Origin of the sequence: Pseudomonas sp. KBS0710 (genome assembly GCF_005938045.2) — a bacterium.
GTDB lineage: Bacteria > Pseudomonadota > Gammaproteobacteria > Pseudomonadales > Pseudomonadaceae > Aquipseudomonas.
Map to the genome: position 1 here is coordinate 3428801 of NZ_VCCF02000001.1, position 17099 is coordinate 3445899.

Here is a 17099-nt window from a genome sequence, read left to right on the forward strand (position 1 = left end):
CATTAATTAAGGAGATGTTTATGAGCCATGCAGACTTCATCATCATCGGCGGCGGCATTGCCGGTGCATCCACGGGGTTCTGGTTGTCGCAGCATGGCAAAGTGTTGGTGCTGGAGCGCGAAAACCACCCGGCCTATCACTCCACCGGGCGCTCGGCGGCGCTCTACACTGCGGCCTATGGCACGCCACAGGTGCGCGCGTTGACCCTGGCCAGCCGTGCATTTTTTGATAACCCGCCGACAGGCTTCTGTGAGCACCCGTTGCTGACGCCACGCGGGGAGATCACCGTGGATTTCAGTGGCGACCCGGCGGAACTGGAGCGCCAATACCAGAGCGCCAAGGCCACGGTGGCGCAGGTGGAACGGCTGAGTGTCGATGAGGCGTGCGCACGGCTGCCGATCTTGCGTCGCGAAAAAGTCCACGGCGCCATCTTCGACCCGACCGCCAGTGACATCGACACCGATGCCCTGCACCAAGGCTATTTGCGTGGCATCCGCCGCCATCACGGCGAAGTGCGTACCGACAGCCATGTGCTGGGCCTGAGCCGTGACGCCGACGGCCTGTGGCAGGTGCGCACCCAGGACGCGACCTACACCGCGCCGATCATCATCAACGCCGCTGGCGCCTGGGCCGATCATATCGGCGCGCTCGCCGGTGCGGCGGCCATCGGCCTGCAACCCAAGCGGCGTTCGGCGTTTATCTTCGCCGGGCCAGAAGGCGTCGACACGCATGCGTGGCCGATGCTGGTGGCGCTCGACGAAGCCTTCTACATGAAACCCGATGCAGGCATGTTCCTCGGCTCGCCGGCCAACGCCGACCCGGTCGAACCCCAGGATGTGCAGCCCGAAGAGCTGGACATTGCCATGGGCATCTACCAGATCGAAGAAGCCACCACCTTGACCATCCGCCGCCCGACCCGCACCTGGGCCGGGCTGCGCAGTTTTGTGCCTGATGGTGATTTGCTCGCGGGCTTCGACCCGCAGGTGCCGGGGCTGTTCTGGGTCGCGGCGCAAGGCGGTTATGGCATTCAGACCTCACCGGCCATGGGCCAGGCCAGCGCGGCCCTGGTACGCGGCGCGCCGTTGCCGGAGCTACTGACGCGGTTTGGCCTGGACGCTGGTATGCTCTCGCCCGTCCGCCTGGAGCCGCATTGATGAGCATTGCCGAACAAGAAAACGTTGTGCAGAACTTCCGGGCGATCGCCGATGCGATCGCCACGCTGTTCTTTCCCCACGCCGAAGTGGTGCTGCATGACTTGCGCACGCAAAAGGTCGATTACATCGCCAACAACTTGTCCAAACGCGCCATTGGTGACGAATCGTCCCTGGAGGACATGCTCAGCGATGACATCCGCGAAGTGAATATCGGCCCGTACGAAAAGCTCAACTGGGACGGTCAGAAGATTCGCAGCCTGAGCACGGTGCTGCACGACCACAAAGGTCGTCGCCTGGCGGTGTTGTGCATCAACCTGAATATCTCGCTGTTCGAAAACGCCAAGGCGGCGCTGGACCTGTTTCTGTCACCGAGCAAGCTGATCCCGCAGCCCGATTCACTCTTTCGTGATGACTGGCAGGAGCGCATCAACACCTTTTTGCATGCCTGGATGCGTGAGCGTCAGTTGAGCCTGAACCTGCTGACCCGCGACCATAAGCGTGAACTGGTGCTGGCGTTGCATGCCGAGGGCGCGTTCAAGGGCAAGAGCGCGTCGAACTATGTGGCGAATGTGCTGGGGATGGGGCGGGCGACGGTGTACAAGCACCTCAAGGAATTGAAGGGCTGAGCGACTGGTCCTGGAACAACGCTGATCAACTGTGGGAGCTGGCTTGCCTGCGATGCAGACACCTCGGTACATCAGGTATACCGAGTTGATGCCATCGCAGGCAAGCCAGCTCCCACATGTGACCGAGTATGGCTCTACTGTTGCTGTTTCACCCTCAATCGCCGTAGATATCGGACTTGAAGTACTGCTGTGAAATCTTCTGATACTCGCCATTCGCACGAATCCCGTCGATGGCCGTGTTCAGCTCACTGACCAACTCGGTATTGCCCTTGCGCACCGCGATCCCGGCGCCCTCGCCCACGTATTTAGGGTCTTTGAGTTCCGGCCCGACAAACGCGTAGCCCTTGCCGCGCGGCATCGACAGGAAGTCACTCAACGGGATGGTGTCGGCAAAAATCGCATCCAGGCGCCCCGAGGCCAGATCCATGTAGATCTCTTCGTTATTGCTGTAGCGCTTGACGTTGATGCCCTTGGGCTCGAACACCTCGGTGGCATAGCGGTCGGTGGTGGTGGCGCGCTGCACGCCAATGGTCTTGCCCTTGAGGCTGGCGTACTGGTCATCCACCACCGCGCCGTCCTTCATCACCAGGCGCGAGGAAGTGAAGTAATACTTGTGGGTGAAATCCACCGATTTCTTGCGGTCTTCGTTGATGGTCATGGACGACAGTGCCATGTCGATTTTCTTCACTTTCAGTGAAGGAATCAGGCCGTCGAACTCACCTTCCACCCACACGCACTTGACCTTCATCTGCGCGCACAAGGCGTTACCGATGTCATAGTCGAAGCCGACGATCTTGCCATCCTGGGTTTTGGAAGCGAACGGTGGATAGGCCGCCTCAATGCCGATACGCAAGGTTTTCTCGGCGGCCAGCACATGGCTTGAGGCAAACAGGCCCAGGGCCAGTGCGGCGATCAGCGCGGGTTTCTTCATGGTCGTTCTCTCGCAAGTTGTTGTTGGTTTGGCAAGCGTGAAGAAAGAGAGGCATAGAGCTTTTTTGTACTTATAATTCCATATTGGACTTTTAGGTATTGATCGTCAATCCATGCCGCCTTTCTACACGCTGGGGCACAAATTAATGCCCGTCTCCATCGTTTCTCCACAAAACCTCCCATGAATGTGCACGTTGGTTGCGCACACTTGCGTTCACCGTTGCGTAGCTCTATCAGGAGAACACGATGATTCCTGCCCTGGAGGCCAGCACCCTCACCCAGAAGCTATGATCACTACTGGCAAACGTGGCCATGGACCGGCAGCCACGATAAGGCAGATAAGCACGAGCGCAGGGATGCACAGGCTCGCCGCGTATTCACCGAGCAGACCATGACTGATTTCCCCGTTGCATTGATGCCCCGCCCGGAGTGCGTCAGAGACCCCCAGGCCCTCGTGCTGATTGCCGAAGATGAGCCGCAAATCGCCGACATTCTGGAGGCTTACCTCAAACGCAGCGGCTTTCGCACCGCCCACGCGCGTGACGGCCAACAGGCGCTGGACATGCACCTGGCGCTCAAGCCGGAGTTGATGTTGCTGGATGTGCTGATGCCCCATGTGGATGGCTGGCAGGTCCTTGCGCAAGTGCGCCAGCGCGGGCATACGCCGGTGATCATGCTGACCGCGCAGGACCAGGACATGGACAAGCTGATGGGCCTGCGCATCGGCGCCGACGACTATATCGTCAAGCCGTTCAACCCGGCCGAAGTGGTGGCGCGTACCCAGGCGGTACTGCGCCGCTCCATCGTTTATCGCGGCCACGCCTGCCCCACGGTGCTGCGGGTGGACGCGTTTGAAATCGACCTTGAAAGCTACGAAGCCACGGTGACGCTGGCCGGCCGCCGAGTGCCGCTGGCCTTGACCGTCACCGAATTCCGCTTGCTGGCGCAACTGGCCAAGGCACCGAAACGGGTGTTCAGCCGCGCCGAGTTGCTGGCCCAGTGTTCACCGGAAAGCGACAGCCTGGAGCGCACGGTCGACAGCCATATCAGCAAACTGCGGCGCAAGCTCGAAGACCTCGGCGTGCAGGGTGTGCCCACCAGTATCCGTGGCGTCGGCTACCGGTTCGGGTGCGTGGTGTGAAAGGGCTCAAAGGCTTGAGCCGCCAGATCATCCTGTCGATGTGCGCCGTGGTGCTGTGCGTGATCGCCCTGGCGGTGATCGGCTCGTATATTTTTTATGCATTGCTATGGACCTACTGGCCGCTCACCGACGCCGAAGTGGATGCCTGGCTGCCGGCCAAGGCTGAATGGGTTTGGATGGGCCTGACCACGTGCGTGAGCCTGGCGGTGGGCTCGATTGTGGCGCTGAAACTGTCGCGGCGCATTCTGATGCCGCTCAATTCCGTAGCCGAAAACCTGCGCAAACTGGCCGACGGCGACCTGAACGTACAGGCGGTTGCCGGTGACCAGTCGATCGGCGAAGCGGCGATCCTGGTCAATGACTTCAACAGCATGGCCAAACGCTTGCAGCGCATGGCGCAGGAGCAAGCGTTCTGGAATGCAGCGATTGCGCATGAACTGCGCACGCCCCTGACTATTCTGCGCGGGCGCCTGCAAGGGTTGGCCGAGGGTGTATTCGAACCCGACACCGCGCAGTTCTACAGCCTGCTGGGCCAGGTCGAAGGCTTGACGCGCTTGATCGAGGATATGCGCGTGGTGGGCCTGGCCGACAGTGGCTACCTGGAACTCAACCTGCAAGAAGCCGACCTGGCGACAGGCATTGAAGACGATGTGCGCTTGTTTGAACCGAGCCTGGTGGCCGCAGGTTTTGTGCTGCAACTGGACCTGCAACGCCGCACCCTGCGCTGCGACCCGGCGCGCATCCGCCAGGCGCTGCTGGCCCTGCTGGATAACATTCGGCGGCACGCGACACCGGGCAATGTCATCGTGCACCTGAGCACCCGCGACGGCTTCAACTACCTGCGCGTGCGCGATGACGGCCCCGGCATCGACGAAGGTTTTGCCGCGCGCCTGTTTGATGCCTTCCAACGCGGTGAAAACTCCCGCTCACGCGCCCAGGGCGGCAGTGGCCTGGGCCTGGCCGTGGTGCGCGCCATCGCCCTCGCCCATGGCGGCGCCGTGACCTGCCGCCGCATGGAAAACGGCGGCACGCTGTTTGAACTCAGTTGGCACGTTTGATTGAGCGAGGCACGGCGATGCGTATGTTTTTTTGGCTGTTCAAGCGCCCGCCTCGGTACCGGCACTTTGCTTTATTGGACGCAAGGCAGGTGTGCATTGCGTTTAAAAGCTGCCGCACAAAACCTGTCGGCGAGCATTGGGTAGAAGTTGAACGGGTCAACCTGTCTTGGCTGGGAACCACACTCCCAGGCTGCGCCCGTACCGTTGAGCGAGGGTAAACATGAGCAATGACATATCCCGACTCGAAGCTTCCTTAAGGCTGTACACGGCCCGTTTGAAAAGGTTGCAGCGCTTCTGGGTGCCCCTGCAACGTCGTGCCCCCAAGTGGGTGCTGGCGTTGTGGATTGTGGGCGTGTTCGTATCGCTGACCACCCAATGTTACGAGCACTGGCTGGTAACCGCGCCGATGATTTGCGCATTGATCGTGGCGGAAATCATCGTCGATGAGCGGCAAATGACGCTGTTATTGCGCGTTGACCAGGTGCGCGACTTGCTCAGGGAGGCGCGCAACCGCTACCTGTGTTGATGCTGGCGAGCCCTTGCACAATCATCGCGCTCAAGCGTAAAAGCGTTGCATCTATCGCTGAAACCGCGCAACCGCCATCACTCTTAGGGACAAGCACCATGTCGCCACTTAAAGCACCTGACGCCTGTGAAAGCCTGAACGACATCAGGGCCGGCATCGATTTTTTTGATCAGCAGATTCTTCAGGCCCTGGAACTACGCCTGGGCTATGTGAAGGCAGCCATTCAATTCAAGGCCAATGAGCAAGCGATCCCGGCACCCGAGCGGGTGGTGGCGATGCTGCAGGACCGTCGCGAATGGGCGGCGGCGGCGGGGTTTGATGTGGCGTTTGCCGAGAAACTGTTCGAGCAGATCATCCACTGGAACATTCAACAGCAGATTCTGCACTGGCGCGAGAAGCACCCGGACAGCAAAGGCTAAACCTGTGGAGAGGGAGTTTGCTCCCTCTCCACGGGAATGACGCTTAGCTGATTACAACGCTTGCTTGCAACCCATGCGCCCCGGCAACTGCCCTTGCCTGGCCTTCAACGCAGCCTGCACCGCTTGCGGCAAACCACTCCAGAATGTCAGCCCCGAGCGCTCCTCGATTTGACTCACGGGCACCTGGTAATCGCAGAAATTGGCGCCCTTGGGCGTTTCCTGGTTCATCACGAACGAAGCATACATTCCGCCTTCAGGCGAGCTGCCGACGAAGATGATTTTCCAGTAGCCACTGGGAATGGTGTGCACCTTGTTCGTGCCCGGCAGCGTGCCGACAAAATGCTCGTACAGCGGCCCGGTGGCGACATACACCGCGTCGATTCCCGCCTGCTTGCTCAGGTTGCGCTCCTGGTCTTCCAGGTGCGCCCACGGCCCCTGGTTGAGGTCGGACTTCTGTGGCGTGATGTTCGACAGGTAATTGAGGCTTTGCCAATCCGCCACGCCCGCCATCGAGGCCAGGTTGGCCTGATGGCCGCGGTCGACTTTGAGCGCGACATTGGCGCCGTTGTAATCCACCGGGTCAAGGGTTTCGCCGGCCGGGATGTCCGGGTCGGTCTGCCAGTCGCGCGCGCGGCCGCTGGCGGGGGTGGTCTTGGTGATTTTGTACGATACCCAGTTGGCAAACTTGGTAGAACCGTTGTTGTTCAGCGTGTACGCCTGACGGTTCAGTGTCAGTGGGCTGCCGCCGCTGGGGCAGCCGACCGAGCAGTTGTCGAACTGCCAGGCCTGTTGGGGCTGGGCTTGCGGTGTGATGGCCGATTCGCGGGTTCTGTCCGGTGTGGTACAGGCGGCAATCAGCGGGATCAACAGAAACGCTAAGTGTTTGGACTTTATACTTCCTTGCATGGTGTAGCTCCTTGGATGTAGCAGATTGGCGAATCAATGACAAAACGTCTGTCGGCGGCTGCGATCCATCGCAAGCCGACATAAACATTAAACCACTTAAACATTTCAAATTGTGTACAGGTTTCAGGGGACGCAAAAAACCCCGTCACGCCGCCGCAAGCCCGCCGTCGACCAAGTAAATCGCCGCAGAAAAGGTCACGATCGAAAGCAGCGTGCTGAGCAAAATGGAGGTCGTGGCTTCACGCTGATACACACCCGCCTGGTTGGCGAACATCGCCGGGATCGTCGCCGAAGGCAGTGCACTGAGCAGGATCATTTGCTGGGCGTATACGCCGTGGCGGCCCAACAGGATCATCGCGGCAAACATCAGCGCCGGCTGAATAAACAGTTTGAGCCCCAGGTTGGTCCACACTTCAGTGGACATTTTCAGCCGGTCTGCCGACATGATCAGCCCCAGGCAGAACAGCGACACACCGGGCGTCGCCTTGCCCAGCAGGTTGAAGGAGTCGGCGGCAACCGCCGGCAACTTGACCTCCAGCAGCGAGAGCAGCATGCCCAAGGCCGGCGCCCACACCAACGGGCGCCGTACCGCCGCCCACAGGCTTGAGACGAACGCCTGGCCACCGCTGCCTTTGCCGTCCGCGAGGGTCAGCAACATGATCGCCAGCGGGATCATGATCAAGGTTGCGACCAGGTTCAGCACCAGCACCGCATACAGGCTGCCGGCGCCATACAGGGTCGCGAGGATCGGAATGCCCATGAACGCCGCGTCCGGAAAGCCGTTGACCAGGCCCTTGAGCGTGGCGGCCTTGAGGTCGCGCAGGCGCCACCAGCCAATGCCCAGCGCCAGCCCGAACATGCCGACGATGCCGATGACCGTGGCCAGGATAAAGTTGAAGTCCAGCAGTTGCGCACGCGGCGTACTGGCCATGCCCACAAACAGCAGCGACGGCATGATCCAGCCCAGCACCAGACGGCTGATCAGCAGGCTGTCGGCGTGGTCCAACTTGCCGCGTTTGCCAGCGATAAACCCCAGGGCAATCACCACGGCAACGGGCAACAGCGGCCCGGTAATCCTGTCTAGCACGCGCTCGTTCCTCGTGGTTATTGTGGCTGATCTCGAGGGAGGATCCTGGCCAGGCGAACGTGCGGCGCAAGCTACGTGACGGGCGGGTGTTCACCAATTAAATAAGGCATGACATTTATTTCATGTGCAGGGTTTGAATCCATGCGCGGTCAAGTGTGGGAGCGGCGGTGCGACGATTCGACTTGCTCGCGAAGGCGGTGGGTCAGTCAATTCATCTGTCACTGACCCACCGCATTCGCGAGCAAGCCCGCTCCCACATTTAGCTCGCGTTACATCAGAATCATGTCAATGCAGGTGATTGGACGCGCAGGCCTTACAATGAGCGGGTCTGCTGCGGGTGCAGGCACGGGCACTTATCATGACCGCTCACTTATTCCCAGGCTGGGGCTTTAAATGGACATCAAGCAACTCAAATTCCTGATCGCGCTGGAGCAGACCCGGCACTTCGGCCAGGCGGCTGCACGCTGCCATATCACCCAGCCGACCCTGTCGATGCGCCTGCGCAATCTGGAGGATGAACTGGGCCTGGAGCTGGTCACCCGTGGCCAGCGTTTCGAAGGCTTCACTCAGGCCGGTGAACGCGTGCTGGCCTGGGCCAGAACCCTGCTCGCGGCGCATGACGGTTTGTTTGCCGAAGCGGCGGCGTGTCGCGGCCAGTTGGTGGGCAGCCTGCGCTTGGGGTTGGTGCCGCTCAGCGGGTTCAACTCGATCAGTTACATCCAGGGTCTGTCCCAGACGTTTCCAGAGCTCAAGTTCAGCCTGTCGTCGATGAGCTCGGACAAGATCATCGAAGGCCTGGGCACCAACCAACTGGATTTGGGCGTGTGTTACCTGGACCACGTAAACCCCAATTACCTGGAGGTTTTCGAACTGGGCGAAACCCGCGTCGGCCTGTTGTACGACACGCGCCACTTCCAGTTCGAAGGCACCGAAATGAGTTGGGAAGACGCCGCGCAATTGCCCCTGGGAATGATCAGCAATGGCATGCACTATCGAAAATCCATTGACCTGAGCTTCCGCAGCCGTGGCCTCGACCCGCAGCCCATTCTCGAAAGTGATTCGACCTATCAGCTGTTTCAGGCGATCCACGAAGGGTTTTGCTGCGCGATCATGCCGCTGGACAGCGGCATGGAAAACCCGATCGAGAACCTCGCCTTCATCAACCTGCCGGACGCCAGCGTGCTCGCGCCACTGGGGTTGGTGATGCGCAAGACCGAACCGCGCTCGGCCATCGCCGAGAAGTGTTTTGCCCACGCCAAACAAGTGTTTGCCGCCAAGGGCCCTCAATAAAGAGGGACTCAGTTGGACACTTGCTCAAGGAAAATCAGTTGCAACGGCTCACTGAGCAAGTCATCGGCCGTGGCTGCAAATTGCTTGAAGTACGGCGTGGCAAAATGCGCATCGAGGGCCGCCTGGTCCTTGAACGCTTCACGCATGTAGAAAGTGCCAGGGGCATCGCGCAGCTCAAACAACACATAGTCGAGGTTACCGGGCTCGGTGCGCGTTGGCGCGACCAGGGCCAACAAGCCGTGTTTGAGGGCCTGCTGTTTGCCGGGTTTGGCTTTGAGCACGGCGATGGAAACCAAGGGTTTTGGCATAGGGGTCGCTCCGTCAGGGGAATGGCTCGCACAACCTGCAATCAACAGCGCAAGCAGCGTCACACCCGTCGAAGTGATGAGGGTTTTAAATACCATGTTGATAAACGCCGCAGGTGGTTAAGGAGAGCCCCAGCGTAATAAAACCCCGGTTGCGTCAGCCATCCGCACGGGGCACATAGACTTTCAATGGAATATTGAAAGTGACTTGAACAGCAGGCGACGGCACAGGGTTCTGACGCTTACACCCGAAAACGCAGCGGCCGGAAGTTGCTCAGCAACGGCGAAGCCACGCCGGTGATCAGCTCTTCGCTCAAGAGCCGCGCCAAGGTGGGCGCCAGGGTCAAGCCTGGATGAGCGCTCAGGATATAAAGCCCGCCGGCGTCACCCGCTGACCCTACGATAGGCAGGCCGTCGCCAGACAGCGGCCGCCACCCTACCGCTACGGACTTCAGCGCGATGGATTGCGCGCCGTGCAACTGCCCACGAATGGCCTCAAGGGCTCTGAGCCCAATGGCAGCGGGGCCATTTTCCGGCGTATCGTCGATGTAGTCTTCAGCCGCAATCAAGGTACGCGTGTCGCCTTGACGAGCTTCCATTTCGGCGTTCGAAACAATGCCATTGAGCAGTGCCTTCGCCACTTCAAACTTCAGCAGAATCGCCGGGGATGGTCGAATGGGCAGATGCAGGTTTTGGCCGGCTAAAAGATCAAGCACTCCCAAGCCCGCAGCCAGTACCGTTTTATTGCCATACCAGTTGCCTGCCTGCGTATTGACGCCCACGACCTGGCCATTTTCAACGAGCAACTGGCGCACTGTGCAATCGCAGACTACCCGTGCGCCACAGCTTTCAGCGGCCAGAACCAGGCATTCAATGGCTTCGACCGGCGAGATAACCCCTGCGGCCTGCATACAGCGGGCGTGAAGAGGCGGATGAGCAAGATGGGGCTCAAGTGCTCGGATTTCATCCTGCAGAACAGTGCGGGGTTGAAGGGGAGAAAGGTTCGGGCCCACTGCTGATGCTTTGGGATTTTCCAGGCAAACGCCATAGGTCAACTCTGTACACCAACGCATCGGTAACGACGGCAAAGCGGCTTGAAGGTGGTGATAATCATCCACTACGCTTTGCGCCAAAGGCTGCACGGGTTCGATCAATGCACTGGCATTGATCCAACCGAAGGCGTGGCCGCTGGCACCGCTGGCAGGCCGGGAGCCTTCAATGAGCATCACACGCTGCCCGGCCCGGGCGCAGTAATAGGCCAAGGCCGCACCATGAATGCCGGCGCCCACAATAATCAGATCGTATGGGTTCATTAAAACAACTCCCTTGCCTGGCACTTAGTATTGCTTCCCGGGGCCGCAGATCAGCCCTGCCCGTTTGCTGCATGCTGATGCCTGCGATAGCTGGAAAGTGAAACCCCGGTTTGACGCTTGAAGTAGCGGCACAAGTACGAAGCATCGGCGAAGTTGAGCGCGTCCGCCACTCGACCAATCGCCAGATTACTGTATGAAAGAAGCGCCTTGATCTCCAGCGTCACCTGCCGATCGATCAAGCCCTTGGGGCTGTCATTGAAAAACGCCTTGGTCAGCTGCGACAGGTAGAACGGCGTGATACTCAGCGCACCGGCGTAGAACTTCACCTCTCGATGACGCGTGCAATGTTTGCCGATCAACTCCCAGAAGCGCCAGCTGAGCATTTCCTTGCGGCTGAACGCCTGGCCGCTCGTTGGCTGAGCGGGAAGCTGCTCGGCCATTTTCAGAAAAAAGGTCTGTAGCTGGTTGCGCAGCATGATGTGCGTGTAAGTCGGACAGCTGCGCGCGATGTCGCGCATCTGTGCGACCCAGCCCTCTATCAGCGGCCTGTCATGCTGGGCAGGCACGCAGTGAGGATGGTCATGCAAAAACACAAACAAGGGGGTTGGCAATGGGTAGGCAACCTCCGCTGCAAAGCGTTTGGGTATCAGGCAAAAAAATACGTTGAATCGACGTGAGTGGCGTTTGAACCAGGCAATCGTGTCCTCAGCCAGTACCACCACGTCGCCACGCCGCACCGCATGCTCTTTGAAATTAAGCGTAAGTCGCGCACTGCCTGACAGGCATACCAGCAAGGTCAGGTAGGCATGACCGAAAGCGAGCGGCAGCCCCAGCCCTTCGGCCAGTGTGGTCTCCCCCATCCGTAACGGATCATCGGGGGCGGAAAGTTTCGGAATGTGATGCATTGGGCCTCCGTGCTGCAACCTGCAAGAGCGTAAATCCTATCACCCGTGGACACAGTAGTTTCGATAAGTACCGAAACCGCCAAGGTACTGGCGTGTACCGATCAGGCGTCTGTGACTACGCTGTGCCAAACGAAGCCATCGCTGACGGATACAGGCCATGCCACTGAACACACAACGAACCTTGCTGCGCCCCTGGCAAGACACAGACGCCGCCGACCTTTACGAATATGCCAAGGACACCCGCGTCGGCCCCATCGCCGGGTGGCCGCCGCACACCAGTGTGCAGAACAGTGCAGAGATCATCCGCACCGTCTTCAACCACCCAGAGGTCTACGCCGTCGAACTCATAGAGAACCGCCGCGCGGTAGGCTGCGTGGGCATCCTGATCGGCAGCCACAGCAACTTTGAAATCAGTGAGCGTGAAGGCGAAATCGCCTACTGGATCGGTGTGCCGTACTGGGGCAAAGGCCTGATCCCCGAAGCCGTGCGCGAAGTGATGCGACACGCCTTTGAGACCTTGCACCTTGAAGCACTCTGGTGTGGCTACTTTGCCGATAACACCCAGTCATACAGCGTTCAATCGAAGTGTGGTTTTCGCTTTCATCACACCGAGGCAAACCAATACAACGCCTTCTTCGACGACTATCGGACCGCACACATCAGCCGCATCACTTACCAGCAGTGGCTGACACCTACCCCAGCCAGATAGAGCCCCACGCCGAACACCGCGTGACTGATCACACTGCGCAGGCAGTTCTTGCCCGGCGTGGGTGTCTTGGAGGAGGCAAACCCCGCGCCCATGGCGGGTTGAATCAAAAACAGCGGAACAGCCACGGTGGCGATACCCAGCACCAATGCCGGCATGAATGTGGGCGCCTGCATCCAGGCGACTCCTTCTATTCCCACCAGCAGCAGCGCAAACACCATCCCGGTGACGTAGTGCGCGATCCAGCCCAGGGCAACCTCGCCCTGCACGGGCGCCGCTTGGGCAATGCTGCGATGGGCAAACTGCCCGTGGCACGCATGCCCGACCCAGCGCCCCACGAAGGCGAAATTCAGCGTGGGCACCTTGAGCGCCTTCATCAACAGCATCCACATATCCATCACGACCGTAGCCCCGACCCCCAATAAAATCACCTGTGCAGCCACGTGCAGCGATGCCATACCGACCTCTTATTCATGGACCCATTTGACCTGCGCAGGCATCATAGAAGTTGAAGTCAACTTCAAGTCAAGGGTCTGGTAATGGATATCACTGAGGTGGTCAAACGCACGGGCGTACCGGCGCATACCTTGCGTTTTTATGCGAAGAAAGGGCTGATCAGCTCCATCAGCCCGCCTGGCGCTCGCCGCCAGTTTGGCGCGGCGGTGATTGAGCAATTGGCGCTGATCGCCCTTGGGCAGGCGGGCGGTCTGTCACTCGATGAGATACAGGCCATGCTCTGCCCCAATGGCCAGGCCACGGTGGACAGAGCGGTGCTGTTGGCCAAGGCGGATGAGATCGACGAAACGGTCAAACAACTGCAGGCCATGAGTCGCGGATTGCGCCACGCTGCGGCCTGCCCTGCTCCCGACCACGCGCAATGCCCGAACTTTCGTCGGTTACTCGAGATTGCCGCCGCAGGCGCCTTCAAGCGTGCCAGGCACGCGGGCGCGAGCCTGGCACGTTAGTGTTCAGTTGAGCCTCTGCAGGCAGCCGATCAAGGTCTGGATAAAGCCTTGCAGCGCAGTGGGCAGCGCGCGTTTAGGCATGGTCAGCACCTGGACAGTGCGGTCGGCAAATCGCGGGTTCGACAGCGGCACCGAAACCAGGTCACTGCGCTCATTCACTTGCTGGCTGATGGCACCACCAAACGAGATGGTGTCGGAATGGCGCACAAACTCATGAATCGCACCGGAGTAGTTGCAGGTCATCACATGGTTGAAGTGCAGCCCTTCCATTTCGCACACCAGGTCGAACAGCTGCCGCAGGGTCGTGCCTTTGGGGGTCAGCGCCAAGGGGTACGGCAGCAGCGCACGCATTGGCAATGTCTTGAGCGTCGACAGCGGATGGTCGGCACGCATCAGCGCGCGAATGGCCGAGCGGCTTGAATAGAGGATCTCGACGCCATCAGTGGGCGCGGTGCTGAACGTCAGCCCTACATCGGCATCGCCACGTTTGATTTTTTCCGCGCATTCAAGTGGTGACATCACCTCCAGCACGTACTGGAAGTCTGGGGATTGCTGGTAGTGCTGGATCAGCACATGGGGCAGGAAATAACGCGAAAGGCCCTCCGTGGACACCAGGCGAATCACCCGCGCACCGGGGTATTCGCCGCCGCGCAGCTCCGACAGCAACGCTTGCTCTTCCAACGACGCACGTCGGGCATGGTGGGCCAACGCGTTACCCGCCGCCGTCGGTTCCATGCCCCGTGGCCGGCGCTCGAACAGCGCCACGCCGACGCTCTCTTCCAGCAACGCGATCTGGCGGCTGACCGCGCTGGGCGCGATGTGCAAACGCTCACCGGCGGCGGCCAGGGAGCCGGAATCGAATACGGCCAGAAAGTAACGGTAATCCACGGGCGTCTTCCTTTAAAAAGCATCTATTAATTAGAAGCCAGTCTTCAAAAAACAGCAATATACAGTCTGGTAGGTGACTTCTATATTGGCCTGAATCTTTCAGCCTTAGTGGAACGGACATGTCCAAGCAACAGGCACTTGCCAGTGTTCGCCAGCACTTCTCTGCCGGCCATTTCGAAACCGATCTGCGCCGCCGTGTGGCGATTCGCAGTGAAAGCCAGGCACCCGGCCAGGCGCCCGAATTGGCGCGTTATCTGGACGAGGAGATGCAACCGGCGCTGGAGCGCATGGGCTTTGCCTGCCAATCGCTGCACAACCCGACAGGCGCAGGCCCATTGCTGTTCGCTGAGCGCCACGAAAGCGCCGACCTGCCGACCGTGCTCACCTATGGGCACGGCGATGTGGTCCTGGGTTACGCCGAGCAATGGCGTGAAGGCCTCGACCCTTGGGTGCTGACGGTAGAAGGTGATCGCTGGTATGGGCGCGGTACCGCCGACAACAAGGGCCAGCACAGCATCAACCTGGCGGCGCTGGAAGCGGTGATCAACGCGCGCCTGGGGCGCCTGGGGTTTAACGTCAAGGTGCTGTTTGAAACCGGTGAAGAATGCGGTTCGCCCGGCTTGCGTGAGGTCTGCACGGCTCACCAGGCGCTGCTGCACGCCGATGTGTTTATCGCCTCGGACGGTCCACGCCTGAACGACAGCCGCCCGACGCTATTTCTCGGTTCTCGCGGTTCGGCACTGTTCTCCTTGCAGGTGCAGGCCCGCGACAAAGGCCTGCACTCTGGCAACTGGGGCGGCGTGATGTCCAACCCCGCCGTGGTGCTGGCCAACGCACTGGCCAGCCTAGTGGATCAGCATGGGCGCATTCGCTGCCGAGGGCTGGTACCGGCATCGATCCCCGACTCGGTGCGTGACGCCATCCATGAGCTGGGCATCGATCAACACGCGCTCGGCCGCCCACTGGATGTGGATTGGGGTGAGCCAGGCCTGACCCTGGGCGAACGCCTGTTTGCCTGGAACACCCTGGAGATTCTGGCGTTTACCGCCGGCAACCCTGCCAAGCCGGTGAATGCCATTCCACCGTCAGCCATCGCGCATTGCCAACTGCGTTTTGTGGTCGGCACCGACTGGCAGAACCTGGAGCACCTGTTGCGCGAGCACCTGGATGCGCAGGGGTTTCACAGCGTGAACATCGTGATCGATCGGTGCACACCCAGCACGCGCCTGGACCCGGACAATGCCTGGGTGCGCTTCGCGAAAAAAGTCATCAGCGACACCACGCCCAGGCAGGTCGCGGTATTGCCCAACCTTGCCGGTACGCTGCCAAACGACATTTTCGCCGATGTGCTGGGGCTGCCCACCGTGTGGGTTCCGCACTCCTACCCCGGCTGTTCGCAGCATGCGCCCGATGAACACCTGCTGGGTTCGGTGGCACTCGAAGGCCTGCAGATCATGACGGCCCTGTTCTGGGAACTGGGCGACATCGCGCACTCGCGCGCCGAATAAAAACAACGGGCTCGACCCTTTGCCTCTGCCGCTCACACACTTACAAAACCAGGAGCGTCGAACATGACAGCGTTATCATCTACCCTTGTGACCCCGGCAACCGACCCGGCCAAATCCATCTGGAAACCGGTCGGCGCCGCCTTGATCGGCAACACCCTTGAATGGTTTGACCTGTCGGTCTACGCCTACTTTGCGTTGACCATCAGCAAGGTATTCTTCCCCGCCGCAGACCCGGCCGTTTCACTGTTCCTGGCCTTCGCGACTTTCGGCATCTCGTTCCTGATTCGCCCGCTGGGCGCGGCGGTGCTGGGCTCGTATGCCGACCGCCAAGGGCGCAAGAAAGCCTTGAGCCTGTCCATATTGCTGATGCTGATCGGCACGGCCATGATCGCGGTAATGCCGAGCTATGCAAGCATCGGCATCATCGCGCCCATCGGCATTTTGTTCGCCCGCCTGCTGCAAGGCTTCTCCGCCGGCGGCGAGTTTGGCAGTTCAACCGCGTTCATGATGGAACACGCGCCGCAAAAGACCCGCAACTTCGTCGCCAGCCTGCAGTTTGCCAGCCAGGGTTTCGGTGTGGTGATTGCCTCGTTGTTCGGTTACTTCCTGACCTCCTGCCTGAACGACCAACAGATGTTCGATTGGGGTTGGCGCGTGCCGTTTTTCTTTGGCTTGATCCTGGGTCCGGTGGGGCTTTATATCCGCCGCACGGTGGATGAGTCCCCCGACTTCAAGGAAAGCGAGCCGGGCTCGCAGCCATTAAGGAACGTTTTGTATTCGCAAAAGACCTTGTTGCTGGTGGCCATGGGCGTGTTGATCGTGTCGACGGCCTCCAACTTCATGATCAAATACATGCCGTCCTATGCCGCCACCACCTTGAATATCCCGCAGTCATCGGGCTTTTTGGCGACCCTGACCGGGGGCTTGATCCTGACCCTGGTCACACCGGTTGTCGGCTTCATTACCGGCTTTGTCAGCCGCATCAAGATCATGCTGTGGGCCTCGATCCTCTATATGTTGATGATCGTTCCGGCGTTCATGTGGCTCAATACAGTCCCCAGTGCCACGTCGCTGTTGCTGGTTGTGTCGATGATGGCATTGATCAAGGCCGTGTATTTCGCACCGCTGGCCTCACTCATGGCCGATGTGTTCCCGGTGCAGACTCGCGTCACGGGCATGTCGCTGAGCTACAACCTGTCGGTGACGATTTTCGGCGGGTTTGCGCCGGTAAGCGCCACGGGGCTGATCGCGCTGACGGGTTCGCAACTGGCCCCCAGTTTTTATCTGATCCTGGCTGCTGCCCTGAGCATCAGTGCCTTGTGGGTCGCCAAACGAAGGTTAAAACTGCGATAGCCACATGCCCTACTAAAAA

The 17099-nt window shown here is 60.0% G+C and carries 19 protein-coding genes; 11 read left to right on the forward strand and 8 right to left on the reverse strand.

What is annotated here, in order from left to right; genetic code table 11:
* The first annotated feature begins 20 nt into the window (after positions 1-20).
* Together FFI16_RS15345 and FFI16_RS15350 are read left to right on the forward strand one after the other, a co-directional pair.
* Positions 21-1154, forward strand: coding sequence for an FAD-binding oxidoreductase (locus tag FFI16_RS15345; RefSeq protein WP_138815589.1), 1134 nt, complete (start codon positions 21-23; stop codon positions 1152-1154).
* Positions 1154-1780 (forward strand): transcriptional regulator, encoded by a 627-nt coding sequence (locus FFI16_RS15350; protein WP_138815588.1) that lies wholly within the window; start codon positions 1154-1156, stop codon positions 1778-1780. Before FFI16_RS15345 ends, FFI16_RS15350 begins: the two co-directional genes overlap by 1 nt.
* A 154-nt stretch (positions 1781-1934) precedes the next feature.
* Here the strand turns inward: FFI16_RS15350 and FFI16_RS15355 are convergent, their stop codons facing one another.
* Complete coding sequence (locus FFI16_RS15355) at positions 1935-2711, reverse strand: ABC transporter substrate-binding protein (RefSeq protein WP_138815587.1); 777 nt, start codon at positions 2709-2711, stop codon at positions 1935-1937.
* Positions 2712-3101: 390 nt separating this feature from the next.
* Here FFI16_RS15355 and FFI16_RS15360 point away from each other — a divergent pair, with 390 nt between their 5' ends.
* The 4 genes from FFI16_RS15360 (at position 3102) to FFI16_RS15380 (ending at position 5854) form a co-directional block, all read left to right on the forward strand.
* Positions 3102-3851: a response regulator gene (locus FFI16_RS15360; protein ID WP_138815586.1), complete on the forward strand. Its 750-nt coding sequence runs from the start codon at positions 3102-3104 to the stop codon at positions 3849-3851.
* Positions 3848-4909, forward strand: a complete 1062-nt coding sequence (locus FFI16_RS15365; RefSeq protein WP_138815585.1) for an ATP-binding protein — start codon at positions 3848-3850, stop codon at positions 4907-4909. Before FFI16_RS15360 ends, FFI16_RS15365 begins: the two co-directional genes overlap by 4 nt.
* A gap of 220 nt (positions 4910-5129) precedes the next feature.
* A complete protein-coding gene (locus FFI16_RS15375; RefSeq protein WP_138815584.1) occupies positions 5130-5435 on the forward strand; it encodes a hypothetical protein in 306 nt (101 codons plus the stop codon).
* Positions 5436-5533: 98 nt separating this feature from the next.
* Positions 5534-5854: an isochorismate lyase gene (locus tag FFI16_RS15380; RefSeq protein WP_138815583.1), complete on the forward strand. Its 321-nt coding sequence runs from the start codon at positions 5534-5536 to the stop codon at positions 5852-5854.
* A gap of 51 nt (positions 5855-5905) precedes the next feature.
* On the opposite strand, the gene FFI16_RS15385 is transcribed toward FFI16_RS15380, so the two are convergent.
* Together FFI16_RS15385 and FFI16_RS15390 are read right to left on the reverse strand one after the other, a co-directional pair.
* Positions 5906-6760 carry a DNA/RNA non-specific endonuclease gene (locus tag FFI16_RS15385; RefSeq protein ID WP_138815582.1) on the reverse strand — a complete coding sequence of 285 codons (855 nt, stop codon included), beginning with the start codon at positions 6758-6760 and terminating at the stop codon, positions 5906-5908.
* Between the two features lie 145 nt (positions 6761-6905).
* Positions 6906-7847, reverse strand: coding sequence for an AEC family transporter (locus FFI16_RS15390; protein ID WP_138815581.1), 942 nt, complete (start codon positions 7845-7847; stop codon positions 6906-6908).
* A gap of 393 nt (positions 7848-8240) precedes the next feature.
* Here FFI16_RS15390 and FFI16_RS15395 point away from each other — a divergent pair, with 393 nt between their 5' ends.
* Complete coding sequence (locus FFI16_RS15395; protein WP_138815580.1) at positions 8241-9137, forward strand: LysR family transcriptional regulator; 897 nt, start codon at positions 8241-8243, stop codon at positions 9135-9137.
* Between the two features lie 8 nt (positions 9138-9145).
* On the opposite strand, the gene FFI16_RS15400 is transcribed toward FFI16_RS15395, so the two are convergent.
* The 3 genes from FFI16_RS15400 to FFI16_RS15410 form a co-directional block, all read right to left on the reverse strand.
* Positions 9146-9445, reverse strand: coding sequence for a putative quinol monooxygenase (locus FFI16_RS15400; protein WP_058421281.1), 300 nt, complete (start codon positions 9443-9445; stop codon positions 9146-9148).
* A 239-nt stretch (positions 9446-9684) separates the two neighbouring features.
* Positions 9685-10779: an FAD-binding oxidoreductase gene (locus FFI16_RS15405; RefSeq protein ID WP_256666261.1), complete on the reverse strand. Its 1095-nt coding sequence runs from the start codon at positions 10777-10779 to the stop codon at positions 9685-9687.
* 26 nt (positions 10780-10805) lie between these two features.
* Complete coding sequence (locus FFI16_RS15410; protein WP_138815579.1) at positions 10806-11660, reverse strand: AraC family transcriptional regulator; 855 nt, start codon at positions 11658-11660, stop codon at positions 10806-10808.
* A gap of 157 nt (positions 11661-11817) precedes the next feature.
* Between FFI16_RS15410 and FFI16_RS15415 the strand changes: the two genes are divergently transcribed.
* Positions 11818-12369 (forward strand): GNAT family N-acetyltransferase, encoded by a 552-nt coding sequence (locus FFI16_RS15415; RefSeq protein WP_138815578.1) that lies wholly within the window; start codon positions 11818-11820, stop codon positions 12367-12369.
* Here the strand turns inward: FFI16_RS15415 and FFI16_RS15420 are convergent.
* On the reverse strand, positions 12333-12824 hold the full coding sequence (locus FFI16_RS15420; RefSeq protein WP_138815577.1) for a DUF2938 domain-containing protein: 492 nt from the start codon (positions 12822-12824) through the stop codon (positions 12333-12335). The two genes, FFI16_RS15415 and FFI16_RS15420, sit on opposite strands and share 37 nt — an antisense overlap.
* Before the next feature lie 81 nt (positions 12825-12905).
* Here FFI16_RS15420 and FFI16_RS15425 point away from each other — a divergent pair, with 81 nt between their 5' ends.
* Entirely contained in the window at positions 12906-13331 is a 426-nt protein-coding gene (locus FFI16_RS15425; protein ID WP_138815576.1) for a helix-turn-helix domain-containing protein, read from the forward strand.
* Between the two features lie 3 nt (positions 13332-13334).
* Here FFI16_RS15425 and FFI16_RS15430 read toward each other — a convergent pair whose 3' ends face one another.
* Positions 13335-14219, reverse strand: a complete 885-nt coding sequence (locus tag FFI16_RS15430; RefSeq protein ID WP_138815575.1) for a LysR family transcriptional regulator — start codon at positions 14217-14219, stop codon at positions 13335-13337.
* A gap of 119 nt (positions 14220-14338) precedes the next feature.
* Here FFI16_RS15430 and FFI16_RS15435 point away from each other — a divergent pair, with 119 nt between their 5' ends.
* Positions 14339-15727 (forward strand): M20 family metallopeptidase, encoded by a 1389-nt coding sequence (locus tag FFI16_RS15435; RefSeq protein ID WP_138815574.1) that lies wholly within the window; start codon positions 14339-14341, stop codon positions 15725-15727.
* Positions 15728-15790: 63 nt separating this feature from the next.
* On the forward strand, positions 15791-17080 hold the full coding sequence (locus FFI16_RS15440; RefSeq protein ID WP_138815573.1) for an MFS transporter: 1290 nt from the start codon (positions 15791-15793) through the stop codon (positions 17078-17080).
* Positions 17081-17099 lie beyond the last annotated feature (19 nt).